The sequence below is a fragment of the Kitasatospora sp. NPDC048662 genome, from assembly GCF_055587065.1.
Map to the genome: position 1 here is coordinate 81513 of NZ_JBVJHA010000014.1, position 22831 is coordinate 104343.

The 22831-nt window shown below is 73.0% G+C and carries 21 protein-coding genes; 10 read left to right on the plus strand and 11 right to left on the minus strand.

The window, feature by feature from the left end; genetic code table 11:
• Nucleotides 1–131 precede the first annotated feature (131 nt).
• Nucleotides 132–740 carry a GNAT family N-acetyltransferase gene (locus tag ACZ6R9_RS29055; protein ID WP_465541390.1) on the minus strand — a complete coding sequence of 203 codons (609 nt, stop codon included), beginning with the start codon at nt 738–740 and terminating at the stop codon, nt 132–134.
• 246 nt (nt 741–986) lie between these two features.
• Between ACZ6R9_RS29055 and ACZ6R9_RS29060 the strand changes: the two genes are divergently transcribed.
• Together ACZ6R9_RS29060 and ACZ6R9_RS29065 are read left to right on the plus strand one after the other, a co-directional pair.
• Nucleotides 987–1823: an EamA family transporter gene (locus ACZ6R9_RS29060; RefSeq protein ID WP_465541392.1), complete on the plus strand. Its 837-nt coding sequence runs from the start codon at nt 987–989 to the stop codon at nt 1821–1823.
• A 174-nt stretch (nt 1824–1997) separates the two neighbouring features.
• Complete coding sequence (locus ACZ6R9_RS29065; protein ID WP_465541394.1) at nt 1998–2699, plus strand: B3/B4 domain-containing protein; 702 nt, start codon at nt 1998–2000, stop codon at nt 2697–2699.
• A 4-nt stretch (nt 2700–2703) separates the two neighbouring features.
• Here ACZ6R9_RS29065 and ACZ6R9_RS29070 read toward each other — a convergent pair whose 3' ends face one another.
• From ACZ6R9_RS29070 to ACZ6R9_RS29080, 3 genes are all read right to left on the minus strand, one after another.
• A complete protein-coding gene (locus ACZ6R9_RS29070) occupies nt 2704–3723 on the minus strand; it encodes a DNA gyrase subunit B (protein ID WP_465541396.1) in 1020 nt (339 codons plus the stop codon).
• A gap of 242 nt (nt 3724–3965) precedes the next feature.
• Nucleotides 3966–4742, minus strand: coding sequence for a LamB/YcsF family protein (locus ACZ6R9_RS29075; protein ID WP_380484952.1), 777 nt, complete (start codon nt 4740–4742; stop codon nt 3966–3968).
• A 345-nt stretch (nt 4743–5087) separates the two neighbouring features.
• Nucleotides 5088–5549 carry a MarR family winged helix-turn-helix transcriptional regulator gene (locus tag ACZ6R9_RS29080; RefSeq protein ID WP_465541398.1) on the minus strand — a complete coding sequence of 154 codons (462 nt, stop codon included), beginning with the start codon at nt 5547–5549 and terminating at the stop codon, nt 5088–5090.
• A 131-nt stretch (nt 5550–5680) separates the two neighbouring features.
• Here ACZ6R9_RS29080 and ACZ6R9_RS29085 point away from each other — a divergent pair, with 131 nt between their 5' ends.
• On the plus strand, nt 5681–7114 hold the full coding sequence (locus tag ACZ6R9_RS29085) for an MFS transporter (protein WP_380484948.1): 1434 nt from the start codon (nt 5681–5683) through the stop codon (nt 7112–7114).
• Between the two features lie 339 nt (nt 7115–7453).
• On the opposite strand, the gene ACZ6R9_RS29090 is transcribed toward ACZ6R9_RS29085, so the two are convergent.
• Nucleotides 7454–7657 carry a DUF397 domain-containing protein gene (locus tag ACZ6R9_RS29090; RefSeq protein ID WP_387861848.1) on the minus strand — a complete coding sequence of 68 codons (204 nt, stop codon included), beginning with the start codon at nt 7655–7657 and terminating at the stop codon, nt 7454–7456.
• Nucleotides 7654–8481 (minus strand): helix-turn-helix domain-containing protein, encoded by an 828-nt coding sequence (locus tag ACZ6R9_RS29095; protein WP_465541401.1) that lies wholly within the window; start codon nt 8479–8481, stop codon nt 7654–7656. Before ACZ6R9_RS29095 ends, ACZ6R9_RS29090 begins: the two co-directional genes overlap by 4 nt.
• 108 nt (nt 8482–8589) lie before the next feature.
• On the opposite strand from ACZ6R9_RS29095, the gene ACZ6R9_RS29100 reads away from it, so the two are divergent.
• The 5 genes from ACZ6R9_RS29100 (at nt 8590) to ACZ6R9_RS29120 (ending at nt 12346) form a co-directional block, all read left to right on the plus strand.
• Nucleotides 8590–9099: a hypothetical protein gene (locus ACZ6R9_RS29100; protein WP_465541403.1), complete on the plus strand. Its 510-nt coding sequence runs from the start codon at nt 8590–8592 to the stop codon at nt 9097–9099.
• A gap of 371 nt (nt 9100–9470) precedes the next feature.
• Nucleotides 9471–9716: a DUF397 domain-containing protein gene (locus tag ACZ6R9_RS29105; protein WP_465541405.1), complete on the plus strand. Its 246-nt coding sequence runs from the start codon at nt 9471–9473 to the stop codon at nt 9714–9716.
• 100 nt (nt 9717–9816) lie between these two features.
• On the plus strand, nt 9817–10305 hold the full coding sequence (locus tag ACZ6R9_RS29110; protein WP_465541407.1) for a hypothetical protein: 489 nt from the start codon (nt 9817–9819) through the stop codon (nt 10303–10305).
• A 14-nt stretch (nt 10306–10319) separates the two neighbouring features.
• The gene (locus tag ACZ6R9_RS29115) at nt 10320–11213 is read left to right on the plus strand and encodes a JmjC domain-containing protein (protein WP_465541409.1); all 894 of its coding nucleotides are present in this window, start codon (nt 10320–10322) and stop codon (nt 11211–11213) included.
• Between the two features lie 68 nt (nt 11214–11281).
• Nucleotides 11282–12346 (plus strand): DUF2804 domain-containing protein, encoded by a 1065-nt coding sequence (locus ACZ6R9_RS29120; protein WP_465541411.1) that lies wholly within the window; start codon nt 11282–11284, stop codon nt 12344–12346.
• 604 nt (nt 12347–12950) lie between these two features.
• Here ACZ6R9_RS29120 and ACZ6R9_RS29125 read toward each other — a convergent pair.
• Nucleotides 12951–13319 (minus strand): VOC family protein, encoded by a 369-nt coding sequence (locus ACZ6R9_RS29125; protein ID WP_465541413.1) that lies wholly within the window; start codon nt 13317–13319, stop codon nt 12951–12953.
• A gap of 133 nt (nt 13320–13452) precedes the next feature.
• Between ACZ6R9_RS29125 and ACZ6R9_RS29130 the strand changes: the two genes are divergently transcribed.
• Nucleotides 13453–14271 carry a helix-turn-helix domain-containing protein gene (locus ACZ6R9_RS29130; RefSeq protein WP_380484937.1) on the plus strand — a complete coding sequence of 273 codons (819 nt, stop codon included), beginning with the start codon at nt 13453–13455 and terminating at the stop codon, nt 14269–14271.
• Between the two features lie 68 nt (nt 14272–14339).
• On the opposite strand, the gene ACZ6R9_RS29135 is transcribed toward ACZ6R9_RS29130, so the two are convergent.
• From ACZ6R9_RS29135 to ACZ6R9_RS29145, 3 genes are read right to left on the minus strand one after another with little or no spacing between them, the layout of a single operon-like run.
• The gene (locus tag ACZ6R9_RS29135; RefSeq protein WP_380484935.1) at nt 14340–15296 is read right to left on the minus strand and encodes an ABC transporter ATP-binding protein; all 957 of its coding nucleotides are present in this window, start codon (nt 15294–15296) and stop codon (nt 14340–14342) included.
• Nucleotides 15293–18025, minus strand: a complete 2733-nt coding sequence (locus tag ACZ6R9_RS29140; protein ID WP_465541416.1) for a hypothetical protein — start codon at nt 18023–18025, stop codon at nt 15293–15295. The genes ACZ6R9_RS29135 and ACZ6R9_RS29140 overlap by 4 nt, the downstream gene beginning before the upstream one ends.
• Nucleotides 18022–21261, minus strand: a complete 3240-nt coding sequence (locus ACZ6R9_RS29145) for an FtsX-like permease family protein (RefSeq protein ID WP_465541418.1) — start codon at nt 21259–21261, stop codon at nt 18022–18024. The genes ACZ6R9_RS29140 and ACZ6R9_RS29145 overlap by 4 nt, the downstream gene beginning before the upstream one ends.
• Before the next feature lie 153 nt (nt 21262–21414).
• Between ACZ6R9_RS29145 and ACZ6R9_RS29150 the strand changes: the two genes are divergently transcribed.
• The gene (locus tag ACZ6R9_RS29150) at nt 21415–22119 is read left to right on the plus strand and encodes an ABC transporter ATP-binding protein (RefSeq protein WP_465541420.1); all 705 of its coding nucleotides are present in this window, start codon (nt 21415–21417) and stop codon (nt 22117–22119) included.
• A gap of 12 nt (nt 22120–22131) precedes the next feature.
• Here the strand turns inward: ACZ6R9_RS29150 and ACZ6R9_RS29155 are convergent, their stop codons facing one another.
• Nucleotides 22132–22731, minus strand: coding sequence for a hypothetical protein (locus tag ACZ6R9_RS29155; protein ID WP_380484927.1), 600 nt, complete (start codon nt 22729–22731; stop codon nt 22132–22134).
• Between the last annotated feature and the right edge of the window lie 100 nt (nt 22732–22831).

Here is a 22831-nt window from a genome sequence, read left to right on the forward strand (position 1 = left end):
AGGTGTCGCGGACCTTTCGTCCGGGTGTATGCGGGGATCGCGGGTTGCCCGGACGGTGGGGGGGGCGAAACGGAGGTGCTCAACCTTCCTGCGGGGGAGGGGAGTTCGATGCCCTGAGCGCCTGGGGGTGACTACCGCCGGGGGGCAGCCTGTGCGGGACCGCCACTGTGCCGCACCGTCCAGTCGGGGCGGGTCAGCTCGTACACCACGTCGCCGTGTTCGCTGCCCGGGATGGGGTCCGGCCAGTCCTCGAAGAAGGTTCGGACGTGGCGCAGTCCGGCCCGCTCCAGTACCCGGCGGGAGGCGGAGTTCACTGCCATGGTGGTGCCCACCACCTTTTCCGCCTCCAGCTCGGTGAACGCGGAGTGCACCAGGGCGAGCGCCGCCTCGGTCGCGTAGCCCCGCCCCCAGGCGGCGGGCAGCAGGCGGTACCCGAGTTCCAGCCCGCCGGCCGGGCCGGTCTCCAGCCCGACCGAGTGCGCCGGGCGCAGCGCGGCCCAGCCGAGGAAGGGTTCGTTGCCCGTGGCCAGGGCCCAGCAGCCGAGGCCGGCCGGCAGGCGCCCGTACTCGTCGAGCAGGGCCGGGAGCACCTCCTCGGCGACCTGCGGTGCGGGCATCGGGCGGCCGTCCTCCAGGTGACGCATCACCTCCGGGTCGCCGCACAGCGCCGTGACGGCGGGGAGGTCGGCGGGGGAGAGGCGGCGGAGCGTCAGTCGGTCGGTGCGCAGGCGGTTGTCCATGGGGCGAGCAGAGCACTCGGGCGCGGGGTGCGGCAAGCGCTTTCCGGGTGGGACGGGAAAGCGGTTTCCCGTTGGGGTGGGAAGGCGCTTTCCGGTTGGGGTGGGCAAGCGCTTTCGCGTCCGGGCGGGCAGGCGCTTTCCGAGTGGGGTCGGGGAGGGGAACAGCTCGGTCGATCAATGTGTTGGTCTGCTTCGTTCAGTCTGATGTACCGTTCCGCTGTTCCGCTCCACACTTGGGGAAGTGACATGATCGCTCTGCTGCTGGCCCTCGGCAGTTCGCTCGCCTACGGCTGTGCCGATTTCCTCGGCGGCCTGGGCGCGCGCCGGGCCCACGTACTGCGCACCGTACTGATCGCCGCCCCGGCCAGCCTGCTGGTCGAGTTGGCGATGTGGCCGGTGCTCGGCGCGAAGTTCGGTGCCGGGGCGGTCGGTTGGGGCGCGGCCTCGGGCGCCGCCTCGGCGGCGGCGTTCGCGCTGCTGTACCGCACGCTGGCGATCGGCCCGATGAACGTACTGTCGCCCGTGACGGCACTGGTGTCGGCGGTGCTGCCGGTCGCCGTCGGCCTGATCCAGGGTGAACAACTGGGCAGCGCCGGGCTGGTGGGCCTGCCACTGGCGCTGGTGGCCGTGGTACTGGTCAGCGCGGGCTCGACGGACGGCCGGGCCCGGGTCTCCCGGACCGCGCTGCTGCTCGCGTTCGGCGCGGGCACCGCGATCGCCGTGCAACTGGTCTGCCTCCACCAGGCCCCCGCCGGCAGCGGCATCGCCCCGCTGATCGTCGGCCGGACCGTCACTTCCGCGCTGACCCTCACCGCCGCCGTGCTGCTGCGCCGCCGGCTCGGCCCCGCGCGCCCGGCCTACCGCCTGGCGGCGGCCGCCGGTGCGCTGGACTCCGCGGCGAGCGTCCTCTTCCTGCTGGCCGCCCGTAGCGGCGACCTCACCGTGGTGGCCGTGATCACCGCCCTGTACCCCGCCGGCACTGTGCTGCTGGCCCGCGCCGTCCTCGCCGAACGCATCCACCGGGGTCAGTTGGCGGGCCTCGGCGCGGCGGCGGTCGCGGTCGGTCTGCTGGCGCTGGCGTGATCGACGTGCCCTTCTCCGAACGGAGCAGCGTTCGCGTGGGGTTCGTGCACTCGCGCCGCACCGTCGGCTTCGGGCCGCTCGCTCGCCGGGGGCCACGGTGGCCTGCCTGCCTGCGCCTTCCTGCGCGCCCGCCCGGGCCGATTGTCCGTACCTCTCTGAACGGAGCACCACCGCATGACGTCTGTGCACCTGCACCCCGCCGTGGCCGAGGCCTTCCCCGGTACCCGGATCGCGCTCATTACCGCGCGCGGGATTCGCGGGACCGAGCCGTGGCCCGCCACTGCCGCCGCGCTGGAGCGGTTGGAGGGTCAACTTGCCGACGGTGACTGGCGGCCGGCCGGCGAGGACGATCCGCGGATCGGGGACTGGCATGCCGCGTATCGGGCCTTCCGAACCAACCCGCGGCGGATGCGGCCGAGTGTGGATGCGCTCGGGCGGCGCTTGGCCAAGCAGGGGGTGTTGCCCCGGATCAATCCCGCCGTGGACTCGTACAACGTGGTGTCCGTTCGGCACGGGCTGCCTGCCGGGGCGTTCGATCTGGCGGCGGTGCAGGGTGAGGTGGTGATCGGATTCGCGGACGGGAGCGAGGAGTTCACGCCGCTCGGGGAGCCGGGGACGGTGGAGCGGCCGAAGGAGGGCGAGGTGATCTACCGGGATGCGGCGGGCGTTCTCACCCGTCACTGGAACCACCGTGACGCGCACCGTACCCGGGTCACCGAGCACTCGGCGGATGCCTTGTTCCTGCTGGAGACCTTGGCGCCGGACGGGGAGCAACTGGCGGCTGCGGCAGGGGAGTTGGAGGAGTTGCTGGCGCCGCACAGCGCGACGGTGACGGTACGGTACCTCGACCCGGGGCATGCCCGGGCCGAGGTCTGAGCCGTCAGCGGGCGGTCAGCGCGGCCGCCCGCTGCGGGTGCTGGTCACGCCAGGTTTCCAGGGCGTGCTGGACGGCCTCGGCGACGCAGGCCCGGACCGGGGTGTTGCCGAGGATCTCGCGGCGGCAGCCTTCGTAGCTCGGTTGGTCCAGCTTCACCGAGACGACCGCCGTCAGCCGGGCGCCTTCGCCGAGGACGGCCGTCACGCCGTCGCGGAAGCCGACCAGGTGGGTGCCGCCTTCGGTGCGGCGGGAGTTGGTGAACCCGAGGACCTGTGGTTCGCCGTCTCCGGCCGGGGCGAGGGCGATCTCCATCGACCCGCCCATTCGCTCGTCCTTGCGTTCGACGACCACCGCCTCGGCCGGGTCGGCGCCGAGCTGGGTGAGGAACTCCCGGACGCCGTCCGGGGCGTGGAAGCGTTCGGTGTGCGGTTCCTCGCCGCGTTCGTCGGTCAGGACCACGTCCAAGGTGCGGTTCAGCATGGCGAGTTCGCGGAAACGCGCGGCCAGGGCGGGGCGGTCGAACTCCACCGTCTCGAAGATCTCAGGGTCGGGCCGGAAGGTGATTGCCGTGCCAGTGCCGTCCGCCGGGCCCGTCGGGTGGGGCGGGGCGATCGGCTTGCCGCAGGAGTACTCCTGGCGGGTCGTCACCCCGTCGCGCCACTCCTCCGCGAGCAGCCGGTCGGAGAGCGCGTTGACCACGAAGAGGCCGAGGTCGTACCAGCTGACGGTACGGCGATCGCTGGTGCTCCGACCGGCCGGCCGCAGGACCGTCAACTGGTGGTCGAGGGGGCGCTCGTGGATACCGTCGTGGGTGACCCGCGCGCTTCCGTCGGCCAGCAGGACGACCTCCACCCGTCCGGCGCGTCCGAGCACCACCTCGTTCATGGCCGAGTCCGTCACCTCGTACAGCAGGTTGTGCAGCCCCCATTCACCGGTCGATCCGACGTACATCCCGGGCCGTTTCCGGACCGCCTCCAGGCCCTCCAGCACCACGATCGAACTGGCGTCGTATGCATGCGTCACGGTGTCCCCTCCGGTGCTCGGGCAGTGCCCCAACCCTAGGGGGAATCCGAGAAAACGCCAGGTCAGGGGCTATATGGCGAGGGCCTGCACGCGGTGGCGCGGGGGGTTTCGGAGGGGCCCCGCCGCGACGGTCGCGGGTGGGGGCGGGAGGCGCCGGGCGGGGTGACCGCGGGCGCCTGCGGGGCAATTCCGGGTGGCTGTGGCAGCACGAATTCGGGGAATTTTTCGGCGGTGCCGGACCGTCAGGTGAAGGCCTCCACCCGGACGCCCGCGGAGGCCAGCGCGCCCCTGACCCGCCAGGCGAGCTGGGCGGCGCCGGGGGTGTCGCCGTGGACGCAGAGCGAGCGTGCCCGGACGGCGACGGGTTCGCCGCCGACGGCGGTGACGGTGCCGTCGCGGGCGATGCCGACCGCGCGGGCGATGACCGCCTCCGGGTCGTGGACGACGGCGTCGGGGTCGCGGCGCGGGACGAGGGTGCCGGCCCAGGTGTAGGCGCGGTCGGCGAACGCCTCGGTGACGACCGGGAGTCCCACGCCCTCGGCGACGTCCAGCAGGCGGGAGCCGGGCAGGCCGAGCAGCGGCAGCGGGCCGTCGCAGATCGCGCCGGAGCGCAGGACGCCCGAAACCACCGCCTCCGCCTGCTCGTTGTCGTGGACGACCCGGTTGTAGAGGGCGCCGTGCGGCTTGACGTACGACACCCGGGAGCCGGCGGCGCGGGCGAACACCTGGAGGGCACCGATCTGGTACGCGATCTCGTCGGCCAGTTCCTCCGACGGGACGTCCATCGCGCGACGGCCGAACCCGGCGAGGTCGCGGTAGGAGACCTGGGCGCCGATCCGCACCCCGCGTTCGGCGGCCAGCGCGCACACCCGGCGCATGGTGGACGGGTCTCCGGCGTGGAAGCCGCAGGCGACGTTGGCGCTGGTGACCACGGACAGCAGGGCCTCGTCGTCGGTGAGGCTCCAGCGGCCGAAGCCCTCGCCGAGGTCCGCATTGAGATCGATCGCCGTCTCGGCCACTTCGCCTCCTCCGCCCTTTCCCGCACGGTTCGACCCGGGGTCCGGGTGCCCGTTCCTGGGGGTGATCGTAGGGCCTGATCGTTTCGGCGGTGGCGGCTGCCGGATTCCGGGCGACAGGTTTTACCCGCCAGTTTCCTGGCCTGTGCCGCACTGGCCACCCACTCGGGTGCAACGCGGTCGGGGGAGCGTCCGGCGGCGCGAATTGACGCCGAGCCGGGAGAGCGTCCGGCGGCGCGAATTGACGCCGAGCCGGGGGAGCGTTCGGCGGCGCGAATTGACGCCGAGCCGGGGGAGCGTTCGGCGGCGCGAATTGACGCCGAGCCGGGAGAGCGCGCGGACGGGTCGTCAGTCGCGCGGCCAGGGGCGGCCCTGGATCTTCTCGATGTCGCGGTTGAAACGTTCCAGGACCTCGGCGAACCCGGCGAGGTCCTCGGCCGTCCAGTCGTCGACCACCTTGGCCAGCCCCTGGATCGACCAGTCGCGGTCGTGGTGGAGGCGGCGCAGCCCCTCCTCGGTGATGCGCAGCTTGCGGGCCACCCCGCCGTCCGGGTCGGAGATCCGGTCGACCAGGCCGGCCCGCAGCATGGCGGCGGTCTGCCGGTTGACGGTGGAGGTGTCCAGGCCGAACGCTTCGGCGAGTTGGCCGATGGTGAGCGGTCCCTCGGTCTCGATCCGGCTGAGCAGGGTGTACGCGCTGCGGTCGAGGCTGTCGGGGCTGCCGGAGGTGCGGGCGGTGGCGAGCACCTGGTGGCGGTTGAGCAGCATCATTTCCCGCTCGATCAGGGCGAGTTCCTTGGTGTGCCGCATGCTCCTCCGTCCGGTGCGTCGCTTTTCGGCAGCATATCCCGCGAGGGTCTCATATGTATGGTACACATGATGTGCATCATGCATATGCAATGCCAGCCGGAGAGCTGAACCAGAGAAATGAGAAGAACCCCATGAGTCAGGCACGCACCGGCCCCGTCGTCGGAGTGCTCGCCGGCGCGGGCATCGTGGTCTCGCTGATGCAGACCCTGGTCGTCCCGCTGATCCCCCAACTGCCGGACCTGCTCCACACCTCCGCCGCCAACGCGTCCTGGGCGATCACCGCCACCCTGCTGGCCGGTGCCGTCGCCACCCCGGTGCTCGGCCGACTCGGCGACATGTACGGCAAGCGCAAGGTGCTGCTGATCAGCCTCACCCTGCTCGTCATCGGCTCACTGATCTGCGGCTTCAGCAACGCGCTCGCGCCGATGGTGATCGGCCGCGCCCTGCAGGGCATCGGCGCCGGCGTCATCCCGCTCGGCATCAGCATCATGCGCGACGAACTGCCGCCGCAGAAGCTCGGCTCGTCCATGGCGCTGATGAGCTCCTCGCTCGGCATCGGCGGCGCGTTCGGCCTGCCGCTGTCCGCCGTCATCGCCCAGCACGCCAGCTGGCACGCCCTGTTCTGGATCTCCGCCGCGCTCGGCGTGCTGATCGCGGGCGCCGTCGTCGCGCTCGTCCCCGAGTCCCCGGTGCGCTCCGGTGGACGCTTCGACGTGGTCGGCACGATCGGCCTCGCCATCGGGTTGGTCTCCCTGCTGCTCGCCATCTCCAAGGGCGGCGACTGGGGCTGGGCCTCCGGCTCCACCCTCGGCATGCTCGCCCTCGCGGCCGTGGTGCTCCCGGTCTGGGGCTGGTGGGAGCTGCGCACCGAGCAGCCGCTGGTGGACCTGCGCACCAGCGCCCGCCGCCAGGTGCTGATGACCAACCTGGCCTCCGTGGTGATCGGCTTCGCGATGTACGCGATGAGCCTGGTCTCCCCGCAACTGCTCCAGCTGCCCACCAGCACCGGCTACGGCCTCGGTCAGTCGATGGTCGCCGCCGGCCTGTGGATGGCCCCCGCCGGCCTGGTGATGATGCTGCTGTCGCCGATCTCCGCCAAGCTCTCCCGGGCCAAGGGCCCCAAGGTCTCCCTACTGGTCGGCGCCGTGATCATCACCGGCGGCTACCTCGCCGCGCTCGGACTGATGGGCCACGCCTGGGGCGTCCTGGTGTTCTCCTGCCTGATCAGCGGCGGCATCGCGTTCGCCTACGCGGCCATGCCCGCGCTGATCATGGGCGCCGTCCCGGCCTCCGAGACCGCCGCCGCGAATGGGCTCAACGCCCTGATGCGCTCCATCGGTACGTCCACCTCCTCGGCCGTCATCGGCGTGGTGCTGGCACACATGACGACCAACTTCCACGGGCGCACCCTGCCGTCGGAGGGCGGCTTCCGCACCGCGTTCCTGATCGGCGCGGGCGCGGCGGTTCTCGCCGGGCTGGTCACCCTCGCAATCCCCGGCATGCGCCGGGCGGCCGCTCTGAAGGCCGTACCCGCCGAACAGACGCCCGCCGTCGCGGCGAAGTAGCCCGGCGCGGGGTGCCGCGCGCCAAGCGCCAACCGGCCCGCGAGGTCGCTGGCACGGGCAGGTCAGCGCCGTCCCGCCCGGTGAACGTCCTCGCCGGCCGACCCGAATCACGCGACACAGGCCCCACCTCGTCCTCCCCACGCGGGTGGCCGGAGCGGGGCCTGTGCCGTCTCCCGGATCCTCCGGGCGGGCCGGTCGACCGCACAGCCGTGTTTCCGCCGGTGGCCGTGTCGGTGCCGACGGCCGGTGCGCCCTGGCGGTCGAGCTGCTCGCGCTCGCCGCATAGGACCAGCGAAGCCCCCGGCGAAGCGTCGGGGGCTCAACTGCGGGGCGTTGCGGTCACACGTTGCCGAAGCGGCCAGCCTTCACGGCGTCGATGAAGGCGTCGAAGCTTGCAGGGCTGAATCGGAGGTGCGCCCCCTCCGGGTCCTTACTGTCCCGAACAGGAACGATGCCCTCGGCGGCAACCAGGTTCCGCGCCACCTCCACGCACTCCCCGCCGTTGCTGCTGTACGACGACTTGAACCACACGGGCTCGGTCACGGCACTTCCCTCCTTAGCTGGCCGATCAGGGCCACAGACTCAGCTTGTGAGAGTGCTGTGGTCTGTAGCTGATAGTAGGCCGTCAACACCGGTAGGACTGCACCGGTTTCTCGCTCAAGATGACCTTGTTGCGCGGACTCTGCGTAGGACATGAGGGACCTGTCCGGCAGGGTGAGCACATACACAGGAAGATCGAAGGCCCGGTCCTCGCCTATGGCGAGAGGGGCAATCTGCAACACGGTGTGCGGCATCTCGGCGAAGGTCAGCAAAGCATCCAACTGATCGGCCATGACCGCCGGCCCGCCGACCGGGCGGTGGATACAACTCTCATCCAGAACCGCATGGATCTGTGGTGGCGGCTCCCGGCGCAGGGCCGCCTGCCGACGTGCGAGGTAGGCCACCCGTTCATCGGCCTGGTCCTGCGTGATGCTGCCTCGGCGGACTGCCCCTGCGGCGATGGCCCGTGCGTAGTCCATGGTCTGAAGTACTCCGGGCACGATGCCCAGGGTGAACAGGCGCAGTTCCACGGCGCGAGACTCGTGCGCGACGTACTCAGGGAAGCCTTCGAGCAGTACCGAGCTGTGCAGATCCTGCGCTCGACGCTGGAATACGTTTTCGGTACCCAACGCCTTGTCAAGTTCCCGAGAGAACCTGGGAGTTGGGGGACGCCTGCCATTTTCCACGGCAGACACGTGCGTCCCCGAGTAGCCGGTGTGTTCGCCCAATTCCTCCTGAGTCCACTTTCGCGCCTCGCGTGAGCTGCGCAGGAACGCACCGAAGGCTGCTTCGGGCGACTCGGCGGGGTCCAGCTCAGACCGGTTCACCGTCTCAACTCCTTACTCTCCGAGCAACTTTGACAAGTTGAACACTTTGCGACGCTGGGCCACAGTGAAGCCCCCGGTAGTGGCTCGACTACGGAAGGGCACGACGTGATGGACGTGGACACTAGACCCGAATCACCGTTGGCGAGCATCGTTCGTCAACAGCACGCGGAGGCGCACACCGTGTGCGACGCCTTGCGGGAAGTTGCCGATGCATTCGGCATCGAGCTGCCGGAACTCGGCGTCGACCGGTCCGAGCCCTTCACGGGCGAAGTGCTGGTGGACGTGGGTCGGGCGCGGGTGGGAGCGGTGCGACTGCTGGCCGAGCACCTGCAACTCCTCAACACGCACTGGGACGCGATCGTTGCCGCCGTCACCGAGCCGGTCACGCCCGCCGTTCCGCTGTTCCGCCCGAAGGTCGGGGACCTGGTGGTGGACACGAAGGCAGGCCGAGCCGGCGAGTTCCGCAGCGAGGATGGCGACAGGTGGTGTCTCGGTCCGGTGTTCGGTGACGGCGAGCCGTGGACGGCCGACCCCCGCGTGGTGCGAGCGGCGACCGTCAACGAGCTGGTGCGGGTGGGCATGACGGCGAAGGCCAACCGTCAGCCGAAGGCGGGGTGAGCTGTGACACGCTTGACGGCCGTGACGGGCGCGCTGGTGCTCGGTGTCGGAGCGGTGCCGGCTGGGCTGCTGCTCGCGTCGCCATGCAAGTGCGTGCTCCGGTTCCGTCGGACGGTTCAGGTGGCTCCGTGGTATCGCGCCTTGGTGAAGTCCCGCGCCGGCGCCCCGAACTGCTGAGCCCGAAGTGCCGTTCATGGATTTCCGCCAGCACCACGGCGGGATGCGCGCATGCCCCGCAGTCCCTGCTCGCCCCGCCGAGTAGACCCAACAACTCCCGCTCTGGTCGCGTGCCGATCCCGCGAGCGGAGCGGGTGCACCACCCGGCCGGTCACCCGATTGGCCGGACACTCGATCACCCCTTGGAGGGAAACATGTCGAAGCTCGACCTGTACGCGCTGCCGACCGAAGGCCTGGAGCTGGCCAAGGCGTGCGGCGGAAACTCCGGCGACGGCGAGTCCGAGTCCTGCGCGACCATCGGTGCCATCCCGGGCACGACGGACGCCTTCGCCCTCGGTGACAGCAAGCTGGGCGACGGTTCGCCGCTGCTCCGCTTCAACGGGGCCGAGCTGGACGCCCTCGCCGCCCGGATCAACGCCATCCGCGCCACGGCGGCCTGACGATCCGACGGCCCAGGCTGACGCACCGCTGATTCACGCTGGGGGTCGCTGGTCTGAGTCTCAGTCAGACCAGCGGCCCCCGCTCCGTGGAGGATAACCCGTGACAGAACTTGCTCACTTCCACGGCTATGGCCCGTGGATCGGCAGGCCCGAGACCTACCACAGCGAGTACCTTCGGCGCCCCGCTTCGTTCGACGCGGCGTGGCACACGATGGTCTCCGCCATGAAGGGCCCCGACCAGGAGGCGCACCTGCCGTTCGAGCAGCGGACGGTCCCGCCCATGCAGACGGGGCACCACCTGCTGCGCCGTCCGTCCTGCCTCTCGCGGCAGACATGGACGGAGCCGAAGGAGGCCGCCCAATGGCTGGCCGGCACCTACGAGTTGCACCCGCCGGCCCCGCTACCGGACGGCCGACCGGTCTGTCCCGGGCTGTCCGCCAAGGTGGAGTACGCGACGGCCGCGCTCATCAACGGAACAGACGTGGTGTGGATGCACCACCTGGCGGGTGAACGCATGTTCAACGCATCCGTGATCGTGTGCCCGAACCGGCACCTGCCCGACGTGCCCTGCCCGCTTCCCCCATCGTGATCGGAGATGAGTGCATGGCACTCGCCACCCTGGTCGGCCCAGAAGCGGCCGAAACTCTGTTACGCGCCTGTCCGGTCGAACCCGCGGTGTACCGCCGCAAGGAGTCCGAACTGGACGGTCGGATCACGCTTCCGCTCATTGGAACGCTGCTCGACCACGGGCTGACGGACCCCGGGCTCACGGCCGCCGTGAAGGACGGGAAAGCCGTTCACCCCGGTCGGTTCTCGCGGGACGGAAGGATGCGCCTCGGGAAGCTGCGGGAATTGTTCGACCACGGCCACACGATCAACTTCCGGCACTTGCAGACCCGGGTGCCGTACCTCGCCGAGCTGTGCCACGCGATCCGCGCCGAGACCGGATACACCCTGTACGTCTCGGGTCTGGTCACCCCGCCCGGGGCGCAGGTGCTGCGTCACCACTGGGACCAGTTCCTGGCCGTGGTGACACAGATCCACGGTCGAAAGCGCTGGCCACTCTGGCGCCCCGAAGTCCGGTTCCCGGTGGACGAGTACCTGTCGTCCCCCACCACGTGGACGGCGGAGATGCAAGAACGGTGGGACAACACCGACCCGTACGCCGTGTTCGATCTGAAGCCCGGTGACACGCTGGTCATGCCGCGCGGGTGGGTACACAACCCGCACTGTCTTTCGGCCGACCCAGAACCTTCGTTCCACCTGACGTTCGCGCTCCGGGAACGCATGCCGCTCGACCTGGCGGAAGCCCTGGTGCGTACCGCACTCGACCGCCCCGAGTTCCGGGCCGGGATCGCACCGAGCCGACTCACCCCCGAGCGCCTGCCTGACACACTGACAGAAGTGCAGGCACAGATGGTTCGGTACCTGGCTACCACCGATCCGGCGGACATCGCGGACAGTGTCCGTACGGCGCTACTGGCCCCGTCCGAATGACCTGTAGCGGATGGGGGCTTCAGTTCAAGCCCGTTCCCGTTGGCTCCTGGGGGCAGTAGGGTGCGCGGATGGCGACCCATGAGCGTGAGATCACCGAGCCCGTTGACCTGTGCCGGCCTGATGGGCGGCTCAACCCCGGGGCGGTTGGGTGGTCTCGGACTCCGTTGCATCGGGGGAACCTGCGGGGGTGGGGGCGGACCAAGCGGTTCGAGTACTGGTGTGTCACGACGCCCGGCCATCTGGTGGCGCTGACTGTCAGCGATCTCGACTTCCTCACTCTGGATGCCGTCCACTTCCTGGCCTGGGACGACCACGGTGTGCTGGAGGACCACGAACGCACCGCGCTGGCCCCCGGCGTGCCCGGCCGCCGTACCGCGATGCCGGAGGGCATCGCCGGGTCCGGTGGCCGGTACGGCGGGGATCTTGTCGTCGGGCCCGAGCGGCCCAGCCGCCGTCAGGTCCGGGTGGCGATCCGTCAGGAAAAGGGTGGCACCCGGCTGCTGGCCCGCGCGCTCACCGCCGATCTGCGGCCGCTCGAAGTGGACCTGCTGGTGGCTCTGCCCGACGGCCACGAGGCGCTGTCGGTGGTCGTGCCCTGGGACGGAAAGCGCTTCCAGTACACCTCCAAGCACACCGCCCGCCCCGCCACCGGCACCGTGCGACTCGGCGACCGCAGCTACGAGTTCGGCGCGGATGCCTGGGGCGTGCTCGACCACGGCCGGGGCCGCTGGCCGCGCTCGCTCAGCTGGAACTGGGGCGCCGCGTCCGGCCGCACCGACGGGCACGTGGTCGGCCTCCAGTTCGGCGGGCAGTGGACGGTCGGGACGGGCGCCACCGAGAACGCGCTCTGCGTGGACGGCCGGCTCAGCAAGATCGGCACCGAACTCGACTGGCAGTACGACCCCGCCACCCCGCTCGCCCCCTGGCGAATCAGCACCCCCGACAGCGACCAGGTCGAGCTGACCTTCACGCCCTTCCACGACCGCCGCGTCCGCACCGAGGCCGGACTGCTCGCCAACCGCACCGACCAGTGCTTCGGGCACTACCGGGGAAGCATCCGCACCGACGACGGTCAAAAGGTCGCGGTGGACAGGCTGTTGGGGTGGGCGGAGGACGTCCGGATGCGCTGGTGAGTACCGGGGGCCGCCGGAGAACCGCTGTGCGGGCCGTGGGCGCCGGTGACAGGCAGCCGCGGGTGGAGAACAAGCTCGACTTCGCCGACCTGCCGCGCCCGGTCGGTCAGCCGCCGGCAGACCAGGGCGCCGCGATCGCCGCCGCGCAGAGCCTCGACGGGGCCGGTCGGTGAACGTCCCCGCCCCGCTGCCCAGGTGCCCCGGCCACGGTGACGGCATCGACCCCGCCACCCTGGTCGGCCGACGGCCGGCCGGGCTGGCGGCGGCCTGGTACGCGCGCCCCGCCGAGCGCGAGTACCAGGCCGAGCCGGTTGCCGTTCGGCTCCACGACGACCGGGGCGGCCGTACCCGGATCACCACCGGCTCCGACTGGTGCCTGATCGTGGACGAGGAGCCGCCGCACGAGGACCTCGGCATGGGGGAGTCGGGCCGCATCGACGTCCGCCGCGACCACGCCGTGACGCCGTTCGCCCGCCACCTCGGCGAGCCCGTGCTCGCCGCACGCGAGGAACACGAGCCGCTCACCGGCCGTGTCGCCCTCGAACTCGCCTTTCCCGCCGGGGCCGTTCGATGCGACAGCTGGGCCGGTGACCTGCGGGTCCGGTCAGCTCGCGGCGGGGACCAGGCAGAACGGGTGGCCCTCGGGGTCGGTGAGGACGACCCACTTGTCGCCGCCGGGCTGGAACTCGGGGCGGGTGGCGCCGAGTTCGAGCAGCGCGGCGACGGCGCGGTCGAGGTCGGCGACGGTGAAGTCGAGGTGCAGGTGCTTGGCGCCCTCGGGCCACTGCGGGGCGCGGTAGTCGGCGACCCGGGCGAAGGCCAGGGCGGGACCGCCCCGGCCGGCGTCCAGGGCGGCGAACTCCTCGGTGCTGTCAGTGAGTTGCCAGCCAGTTGCCTTCTGGTAGAAGGCGGCGAGCGCCACTGGATCGGCGCAGTCGACGAACACGGCGGAGAGCTGGGTGAGAGCGGACAAGAGGAGACTCCTCGGTGAAGGGACGAAGCCACCGCGGCTTCGGTGACGAGCCTCGCCCACCCGGTCCGCCCGGGTCTTGAACATTCTTGCGGCCCCGGGCCACTTGTCGGACCCGGCGGGTACGGTGCGGGCCGTGCTCTCCCTCCAATCCGTCGCGTCCCGGCCCGATTTCGAGATCAGCGCCGTCGTCTGCCGCAGCGACCACACCCGGTGGTCGCCGCCCGAAGTGCACCGCGCGCACCAGGTGGTGCTGGTCCGGCGCGGCCGGTTCCGGCGCCGGGCCGGCGGGAGGGCCCTCGAACTCGACCCGAGCCTCGGCTATCTCGGCCCGCCCGGCGAGGAGGAGTCGTTCGCCCATCCGTCGGGCGGCGACCACTGCACGGCGATCAACGTCACCCCCACGCTCTGGCACACCCTGGCGGGGGACACCGCGCCGGGCGCGTTCTACGTCGATCCGCCGCTCGACCTCGCGCACCGCCGGGTGCTGCGCGCGGCCGGTTCGGGGGACGTCGACTACGCAGTCACCGAAGAACTGCTCGCCCTGCTGGCGAAGGCCGTCGCCCGGACGGCGACCGGGCCGGCGCCCTGCACGGACGAACGGTCGGCCGCCGCGAAGGACCGGGCGCTGGTCGCGGCCGCCCGGGAGGCCATCGCCGCCGACCACCCGGCGTCCGGCACGCTGCTCGCGCTCGCCGAACTGCTCGGCGCGTCCCCGTACCGGCTGAGTCGGGCCTTCCCCCGCGAACTCGGCGTCTCCGTCACCCACTACCGCCACCGCGTCCGCCTCGCCCGCGCCCTCGACCGCCTGGAGGCCGGCGAGACCGGCCTCGGCACCCTGGCCGCCGACCTCGGCTACGCGGACCAGGCGCACCTGACCCGCACCGTCCGCCGGCACCTCGGTCACACCCCGGCCGCGCTGCGCCGCCTGCTGGGACCGCCGCGCGGCCGCTGAGGCCGGCCCCGACGGCGGCCCGCACCGCCCGCAGACGCCCGGCGGCGCCCAGCATCGCCGGGCGCCCGTCAGGCCCGGTCGGTGTCGTCCGGGTGCAGGGCGATGTGGTCGGCGCGCAGGTCGGCCGCGACCCGGTGTTCCATGCCGAGGGCGGCCAGGAACTTGGCGGGCAGCTGGACCCGGCCGGTGCGGTCGAGCATGACGTACTCGCGTTCGCTGACGGTCTCCTGGCCGTGCTCGTCGGTGACGGTGCGGCGCAGCACCTCGCTGCTGGTGCGGCCGTCGCGGATCGCGACGGTGCGGCGGACCTCGCCGGCCACCATCGGGTCGTGGGTGACGATGACGACGGTGGTGCCGAGTTCGCGGTTGACGGTGCGGAACGCCTCGAAGATGCCGACGGCGGTCTCCGAGTCCAGTTCGCCGGTGGGTTCGTCGGCGAGCAGCACCGCCGGGTCGTTGGCCAGCGCGACGGCGATGGCGACGCGCTGCTGCTGGCCGCCGGAGAGTTCGGCGGGGCGGCGATGGCCCAACTCGGCGATGTCCAGGGCTTCCAGGAGTTCGGTGACGCGGCCGCGCTGCCGTTTGGCGGCGCGGTGGCCGGAGCGCAGCTGCATCGGCAGGGCGACGTTCTGGGCGGCCGTCAGGAACGGCAGCAGGTTGCGCGCGGTCTGCTGCCAGATGAAGCCGACGACCTCGCGCCGGTAGTTCAGCCGGTCCTTGGGGGTCATGGTGAGCAGGTCGCGGCCGGCCACGGTGGCGCTGCCCGCGGTCGGGGTGTCCAGCCCGGCGAGCACGTTCAGCAGGGTGGACTTCCCGCTGCCGGACGCGCCGACCAGGGCCACCAGGTCGCCCTGGTCCACCGTCAGGTCGAGGCCCTGGAGCGCCTGCACCTCGATGCCGTCGGTGCTGAAGATCCGGACCAGCCGTTCGCAGCTGATCGCGACGTCGGACCGGACGGTCCGGGGCGCGGAGGCGGCCAGGGCCCTGGTGCGGAGCTCGTCCAGGCTCGGGGGCGGAGTGCTCATGGGGTGTCTCCCGCTCGTAGCTCGGTGGTGATCTGCCGACGGGCGGTGACGGCGGCCTCGGCCAGCACCGCGAGGGCGGCCAACAGCGCCAGCCCGATGGCCTGTTGGAGGATCGGCGCGGCGGTGAGCCGCAGCCCGGTCGGGGTGTCGGCGCCGACCAGCGGGGCGAGGTCGACGGCCGGGCCGAGCAGCAGGACGCCGCAGACCGCCGTGAGTGCCCCGCCGAGGGCGGCGACCAGGGCCTGCGGCAGTGCCTCGGCGAGGATCAGCGCCAGCCCCTGCCGGGGCCGCAGGCCCATGGTGCGCAGCCGGGCCAGGGTCGCGGCCCGTTCGGGCCCGGCGCGGAACAGCGTGAGCAGGACGGAGAGCACCGCGAACAGCGCGGTGGCGCCGACCGAGACCCAGAACATCCGCTCGGCCGAGGCCTGCAGGGGGTCGCCGCCGAGCTCCGCGATCTCGCCGGTGCGGGTGCGCACCACGTGGCCCGGCTGGTCGCCGGCGGCCGGCGGCCCGAGGTACTGCGTGGCCAGGGCGCGCAGGCGGGCGTCGTCGATGTTCCCGCTCGCCAGCCACTTTCTCGGGTCGCCGAACCGGGGCACCAGGTCCTTGGCCGCGTCGAGCGGCAGCACCACGGTGGTGCCGGCGGCGCCGTTCAGGGCGGGGGTGGCGTCGACGACGGCGACGGTGTGGATCCGGACCGCCTCGCCGCCCGCCAGCCGGAGGCTGAAGGTGCCCTCCGGCAGGTCGCTGCTGACCAGGGCGGGCAAGGAGTTGTCCGGTTGGGCGGTGAAGACCGCCGGGTCGAACCGGCCCCGCCCGGCGACCTCGGCGAGCTTCGCGTACCGGACGGGGTCGGCCACCACCACGTTGACCCGGGCCGAACCGCCGTTGCCGAACGACAGGGTCACGTCGTCGTCGGTCCAGATCGGCAGGGAGACGTCCACGCCGGGCAGCCGGTCGGCGGCGCCGAGGAAGGCCTGCGACAGCCCGGTGAGCGTGCCGGCGCCGACCGAGGCGTCACCGCCGATGCTGTACCGGGCGACCTCGGTGCGCTTGGCGGCCACCGAGCTCAGCACGGTGGCGCCGATCGCGCCGCAGGTCACCGCGAGCACCAGGGCGAGCAGCGGCAGCGCCGAGGGGCGCGAGCGGCCGCTGCCCCGGGCGGCGCGGGCCAGGCCGAGGAACGCGATCGCGCCGGGCCGCCGCCCGGCCCAGCGGGCCAGCAGCCCGATCAGGACGGGCTGGAGCCGGGCCAGCAGCAGGGCGCCGGTCAGCGCGAGCAGCAGCGGCGCGGCCACCAGCAGCAGGTCCGCTCCTTCGCCGAGCGGGGCCACCCCGCGCCGGACGACCTGGGTGACGGCGGCCGCGGTGGTGGCCAGGACGGCGAGTTCGGCCATCAGGCGGCGGCGCCGGGAGAAGCCGCCACCGGCCTTGTCGCGGAGCAGCACGGCGGCGCGGACCGGGAAGGCCAGCAGGGCGAGCAGGGTGACCGCGCCGGCCGCGACGGCGGAGGGCATCTGACGCGGGGTCGGCAGCAGCGTGAAGGCGAGCAGCGCGCCGAGCCCGGCGGCGGGCAGCACCGTCAGCGCGCCTTCGCCGAGCAGCCGTCGGCAGGTGCCGCCGATCGCGGCGCCGCGGGCCCGCAGCAGCCGCAGTTCGGTGGTTCGCCGTTCGGCGGTCAGCGCCGCCGCGAGGCAGAGCACCACGGCGGCGACCCCGGCGGCGCCGGCGGGGCCGACCTCGGCGAGCGAGTCGATGGCGCTCTGCCGCTTCCAGGCGTTGTCGATCAGGGTGCGCAGCTGGGTGGTGATCCGGACGTCGGACCGGCCGAGGCCGGTGGTCACCTTGATGGAGACCGGACCTTGGGTGACGGTGGCGAGGCCGAAGGAGGTCTGCTTGAGCCGGTCGGCCCGCAGCGCGTCCACCCCTACCGGCAGTCGCCAGTAGTCCTCGGCCCCGCGGCCCCAGTCGGCCAGCCGGGACACGTTCTCGGGGCCGGTCAGCGCGACGGCGTACCAGTACTTCTCGGGCGGGTCGCCCGGGCCGCTGCTGGGGGTGAGGTTCAGGCAGGCGGCGACCGCGCAGCCGAACCGGTCCCAGAACGGGTCCGCCGGGTCGTCGACGGTGTACAGGCCGACCACCCGGATCTGCTGCGGGCTGGGCGGCGTGATGATGCGGTCCAGCACCGACCTGGTGCCGTCGAGCACCGCGCCGACCTTGACCCCGATGGTCTCGGCGGTGGCCGCCGACAGCGCGACCGGGATCGGCCCGCCGTCCGGCGGGCTGTCCGGCCACTGGCCGGAGGTCAGCCGGAGGTGCTCGCGCGCGCCGTGCTGGTACTGCACGGCGAACTCCGGCGGGACACCGTCGGGGCGGGTCAGCGTGGGATCGGGCAGCCTGCGCGCCTGGGCGCCCCGGCGTCCGTACACCGTGCCGCTCGGGTCGAGCGGGAGCACCGGGCCGATGGCGGCGGCGAGTTGGCCCGCGGTGGTGTCCAGCAGCTGCGACGGGTCGCCGCTGCTGGGTATGGCGGAGGTGACCTGCACGCTGGTGGCGGTCGGGCCGGCCGTGCGCAGGAAGCTGTGCAGCGCGCCGTCCGCGCCCCGGTCCTGCGCCCGGGGCAGGGCGGCGGACAGGAACACCACGGTGAACGCCAGGGCGGCGGTGAGCAGGGCGCCCAGGGGCGAGGTGCGCAGCCGGGTACGGACCCAGGGGGCCGGGGTGCTCATTTGTCCTCCACGAACCGGAGCCGGGCGGCCATGTCGCGGCGGCTGCCGACCAGGAAGGCGGACAGCAGCGGCAGGGCGGCGGTCCCGGCCGCCAGCGCCAGCATCTGGCCGAGCGGCAGCCCGACCAGGACTTCGGGCATTGGGGGGCGGGCCGCCGGGGTGAGCACCACCAGCGGCACCACCAGGTGGGCCAGCACGGCTCCGAGCAGCAGCCCGACGCCGGTGCCGATGCCCACCAGTACGACCTGTTCGGCGGCGGCGGTCCGGCGCAGCAGCCGCGGGGGCGTGCCGAGGGCGAGCAGCACCGCCGACTCGCCGGCCCGTTCGCTCGCCGAGGCGGCCGCGGCGGCGACGAAGCCGATGGTGGCGAGGACGGCGGCGGCCAGGGCCAGCGCGGCCAGCGCGCTCTGCGGGGCGGCGCTCAGCGGGTCGCCGGAGCGGGTGGCGGCGTCCTCCTCGCGGAGCGTCAGCTGCTGGGCGGTCGGTCCGGCGCGCAGGGCGGCGGCGGCCTCGGCCGGGGTGCGGTCGTCGGGGCCGGTGGCGGGCAGCCACCACTCGGTGATGGGCGGCACGTCGGCGCTCCGGTCGGTCAGCCACCGGTGGGTGCCGGCCAGGTCGAGCAGCAGGGCGGTGTCGCCGTACACGGGCAGCGCCTCGACCTGGCCGGTGATCCGCACCGGGAGGGTGGTGCTGCCGAGCTGGACCTTGATCAGGTCGCCGACCTCGGCGCCGGCGTCCGTCAGGTAGGTGCGGGTGGCCAGGGCCTTGACCTCCGGGCCGGACGGGCTGCTGCCGGGGGCGAGCACCAGGGCGTGCTTGCCGTCGCGCCGGTCCGCGCCGTTGGGGTCGGCCGGGGTGTAGGCGACGGTCACCAGCCGGTCCTCGGCCGGGTCGTCGGTCACCGTCACCGGGATGCCCGAGCCGCTCCAGGTGCCGGGGGGCGCCGGGACGGGCGTGGCCGGTCCGGTCGCGGTGTCGGAGACGGCCAGCCGGCGGAGCGTCACCTCGCTCGCGGAGTCCCTGGTGTTCGTGCCGTACGTCAGCTCGAAGCCGATCAGGCTCAGCGGCGCGGCGGCCGAGCCGAGCGGTGCGGCGGTCAGCGCGTCCAGGTCCACCGAGAAGGTCCGTTCGCCCTGGACCGGGAGCTGCGGCACCAGGATGCGGTACCCCGCGCCGAAGCCGTCCCGCAGGTGGAGCCAGAGGTCGGGTGCCGCCAGCTCCGGCTGCTCCCACTTGGGGAACGGGTAGAGCCCCTCGGGGCGGTCGGCGACGTGGACGGCCAGGGTCAGGTCGATCCGGGCCGGCTTTCCGGGCAGCTTCACCCCGGCCGGCTGCGGTTCGGCCAGCGGCGCGAACAGCTCGGTGGCGGGCCGGCCGTCGAACAGGTCGGGCCGGACGTGCAGTTCGGTGGCCGCGCGGGCGGTGTCGGTGAGCAGCACCCGGCCCCGCTTGTCGCCCGGGAGCCACTGGTCGAACCCGGCCACCGGCAGCAGCCGGTCGCCGCCGGGCAGCGCCGCGTACCGGCCGCCCTGGCCGAACGGGGGCAGCGCCGAGCCCTGGATCCGCAGGCCGCCGGCCGAGGCGAAGTCGGCCTGGTCGCGCTGCGAGTCGCGCCAGGCGGCGTGCTGACCGAGCGCCAGGACGCCGGTGGCGACCGCCAGCACCAGCAGCAGCACCGGGCCGTTCGCCCGGCCCGGGCGGCGGGCCAGCTGCCAGCCGCCGAGCGCCGGGCCGAGCCCGCGGCCCCGGGCGGCCAGCCGGGCCCCGAGCCGGGCCGCGAACGGCAGCAGCCGCAGCACCAGCAGCGTCCCCGCGCACAGCGCCAGGGTGGGCGCCGCGACCAGCACCGGGTCGATGCCCAGCTGCCCGGAGGCGTCCACCGAGAGGCCGCCGGTGCGGGCGTCGAGCTGCCGGTAGGTGATCACGGCCAGCACCAGCAGCGTCAGGTCGGCGCCGGAACGGGCCACCGAGCTGACCACGGCCTGCCGGCGGGACACCACCCGGTCGGCGCCGCGCCGCAGCACCGGCGGCAGCGCGACCAGCGCGACGCAGGCCAGCGCGCACAGCGCGGCCACCGGCCGGCGGACGGCGGTGTCGGCGTGTGCCAGCGGCAGGCCCTTCAGCGGGCCCCAGGAGGTCAGCAGCCGCAGCAGCGGCCCGGTCAGCAGCGGGGCGAGCAGGGCGGCGGGCAGTGCCAGCAGCAGCGCCTCGACGGCCGTCCAGGCGGCCAGTTGGCGCCGGGTCGCGCCGCGCGAGGTGAGCAGCGCGTTCTCCCGGGACTGACGGTCCGCCACCAGGTGCACCACCAGCAGCAGCGCCGCCCCGGCCAGCACCGCGAGCTGGAGCGCCCCGATCAGCAGGCTGGAACGGGCGACCAGGGTCGCCGAGTGCAGCTCGGCCAGCAGGGCGGGCAGCTCGCTCTGCGGCTGGAGGCCCGGACCGTCCTGCTTGACGAGGTCGGGCAGCTTGTCGGCGCGGGCCCGGATCCGGTCGATCCGCTCCGGGTCGGCGGTGGAGAAGTCGGCGGTCAGCAGCAGGCTCCGGCTGCCCTGGCTCAGCCGGCCGGAGGTGAAGACGCCGTCGTCCACCACCATCGGCCCGTACGTGGTGAAGGCCCGGACCTGGATCTCGCGGCCGCCGAGCGGGTCGAGCCGCCAGTACGGCGCGTCCCGGTCGGCGACCTGGTAGACGCCGGTGATCTCGACGGTGAGCGGGCGGCCGCCGTACCGGTCGGACAGGGTGACCTTGGCGGGCAGCGCGTTCTCGGTCAGGCCCAGCCGGAGCAGGGCGCTGCGCGGCACGGCCGCCCGGACCGCCTCCGGGCCGCCGTCGGCGGTCGGCCACTGGCCGGCCGTCAGCTTCAGCCGGCTGCGGTCCGGCGCGGCCAGCATCGTCAGGTCCACCTCGCGGGCGGCGGCGTTCGGCGGGGCGGGCAGCCCGTACGCGCGGCTGAGGGCGAGGGACTGTGTGGTGACCGGCAGCCCGTCGAACAGCCGCGCGCCGACCTTGGCGGCCGCGGCGTCGTCCGCCGCCCTGGCATCCACCGCGTGGTCGGCGCTCAACTGCACACCGACCCGGCTGCCGCCGTCCAGATTCCGGCGCAGGCCGGCCTCGGCGACGGTGCGGTTGAAGGCCACCAGCGTGGTCAGCACCGTGGTGGTGATCAGCACCGTGAACAACACCGCGGCGGCCAGCGGCAGCCGCCCGCGCAGTCGGCGCAGGACAAAGCCCAACATTGTTTCCCCGTACCCCCGTGCCGGTCAGCGTGTACCGGATGGCGGACGACTCTTGCAGATCGGATCCGGCAGCGGAAGGGCCTTGCGCGAACCGTTGTCAAGGTGATCAGAATCGAGCACCGTCATATTCAATGGCCAGCGGGGGGAACCGAGATGACCGAAGCACAGGCACCCATGGTCGTGGTCGAGGAGCTGTGGCGCAGCTTCGGCACCGGAGCCCGGGCCGTGCACGCGCTGCGCGGGGTGTCCTTCACCGCGGCCCGCGGCGAACTCACCGCCATCAAGGGCCGGTCGGGCTCCGGCAAGACCACTCTGCTCAACCTGGTCGGCGGCCTCGACACCCCGACCGGCGGACGGATCTCGCTCGACGGCACCGACCTGTCCGGCCTCGACGAGGCGGGGCGGTTGGCGCTGCGCCGGGACCGGATCGGCTTCGTCTTCCAGTCCTTCGGCCTGCTGCCGACGCTCACCGCCGCCGAGAACGTCGGCGTCCCGATGCGGCTGCGCCGGCTCCCCGCCGCCGAACGCGAGGAGCGGGCGCGCACCCTGCTGGCCCTGGTCGGGCTGGCCGAGCACGCCGGGCAGCGGCCCACCGAGCTCTCCGGCGGCCAGCAGCAGCGGGTGGCGATCGCCCGGGCGCTGGCCAACGATCCCGCGCTGATCATCGCGGACGAGCCCACCGGCCAGCTCGACTCCGAGACCGGCCTGGCCGTGATGGAGCTGCTGCGCGCGGTGGTCCGCTCCCAGGGCGTCACCGCCCTGGTGGCCACCCACGATCCGGCCCTGATGGACCAGGCCGACCGGGTCGTGGAGCTGCACGACGGCACCGTGAGCCTGTCGGAGGCCGGCGCCGCGTGAGGTGAGGGGCGCTCAGGGGGAGGGGACGACCCGGGCGAAGTCGTGGTGGGTGCGGACGGCCTGGTCCCACTCCAGGGTGCGGATCAGGCGGTGCACGACCAGCAGCGGAATGACGCCGAAGACACCGAACGACATGTCGACGAATTGCCAGAACAGCGGGATGCCGCGCAGCGGACCGCAGATCAGTGCCAGCGGAATGACGCCGCCGCAGGCCAGCATCGCCCAGCGGATCACCCACACATTGCGGACCGGATCCCGCAGCGGCCCCCAGAACGCGGCCGCGATCACCAGGTGTGCGAAGGCCAGCCAGTCGGTGCCGTAGGCCAGGAACGGGTGGTTGCCGTAGCCGTCGGCGAGCCCGTCGCGGACCCGGCGCACCCAGGCGTCGAGGGCGGGGAGCGCGGAGTCGAGGCCGCTCGCGTCCAGGGCCCGGACCAGTAGGTCGGTCTCGGTCTGCAACGGGAAGGCGGTCAGCCCGCTGAGCACCAGACAGACGATGAACAGCCACAGCCAGCGCCTGATCCGGCGCCGGACGAGCGCGGTGTCGGTGACGGTGGCGGGGCCGGGGCCGGCGGTGGTGGAACCGGTCGGGGCGGTGGCGATGTCGGACATGGGGATTCCCCCCTCCATGACGCGGGTGCCGGAGACGGCACGCGGTGTCGCGAGAAGGACTCTAGACCTGAAATTGAACACGTTCAACACGCCGGAACAG

Bases quoted from the DNA above. Each gene is read 5' to 3' on its own strand.
- ACZ6R9_RS29115 (WP_465541409.1), top strand. From the start codon at position 10,320: ATGGCACTCGCCACCCTGGTCGGCCCAGAAGCGGCCGAAACTCTGTTA.
- ACZ6R9_RS29150 (WP_465541420.1), top strand. From the start codon at position 21,415: ATGACCGAAGCACAGGCACCCATGGTCGTGGTCGAGGAGCTGTGGCGC.
- ACZ6R9_RS29145 (WP_465541418.1), bottom strand. From the start codon at position 21,261: ATGTTGGGCTTTGTCCTGCGCCGACTGCGCGGGCGGCTGCCGCTGGCC.
- ACZ6R9_RS29085 (WP_380484948.1), top strand. From the start codon at position 5,681: ATGAGTCAGGCACGCACCGGCCCCGTCGTCGGAGTGCTCGCCGGCGCG.
- ACZ6R9_RS29060 (WP_465541392.1), top strand. From the start codon at position 987: ATGATCGCTCTGCTGCTGGCCCTCGGCAGTTCGCTCGCCTACGGCTGT.
- ACZ6R9_RS29100 (WP_465541403.1), top strand. From the start codon at position 8,590: ATGGACGTGGACACTAGACCCGAATCACCGTTGGCGAGCATCGTTCGT.
- ACZ6R9_RS29155 (WP_380484927.1), bottom strand. From the start codon at position 22,731: ATGTCCGACATCGCCACCGCCCCGACCGGTTCCACCACCGCCGGCCCC.
- ACZ6R9_RS29065 (WP_465541394.1), top strand. From the start codon at position 1,998: ATGACGTCTGTGCACCTGCACCCCGCCGTGGCCGAGGCCTTCCCCGGT.
- ACZ6R9_RS29055 (WP_465541390.1), bottom strand. From the start codon at position 740: ATGGACAACCGCCTGCGCACCGACCGACTGACGCTCCGCCGCCTCTCC.
- ACZ6R9_RS29080 (WP_465541398.1), bottom strand. From the start codon at position 5,549: ATGCGGCACACCAAGGAACTCGCCCTGATCGAGCGGGAAATGATGCTG.
- ACZ6R9_RS29120 (WP_465541411.1), top strand. From the start codon at position 11,282: ATGGCGACCCATGAGCGTGAGATCACCGAGCCCGTTGACCTGTGCCGG.
- ACZ6R9_RS29135 (WP_380484935.1), bottom strand. From the start codon at position 15,296: ATGAGCACTCCGCCCCCGAGCCTGGACGAGCTCCGCACCAGGGCCCTG.
- ACZ6R9_RS29140 (WP_465541416.1), bottom strand. From the start codon at position 18,025: ATGAGCACCCCGGCCCCCTGGGTCCGTACCCGGCTGCGCACCTCGCCC.
- ACZ6R9_RS29105 (WP_465541405.1), top strand. From the start codon at position 9,471: ATGTCGAAGCTCGACCTGTACGCGCTGCCGACCGAAGGCCTGGAGCTG.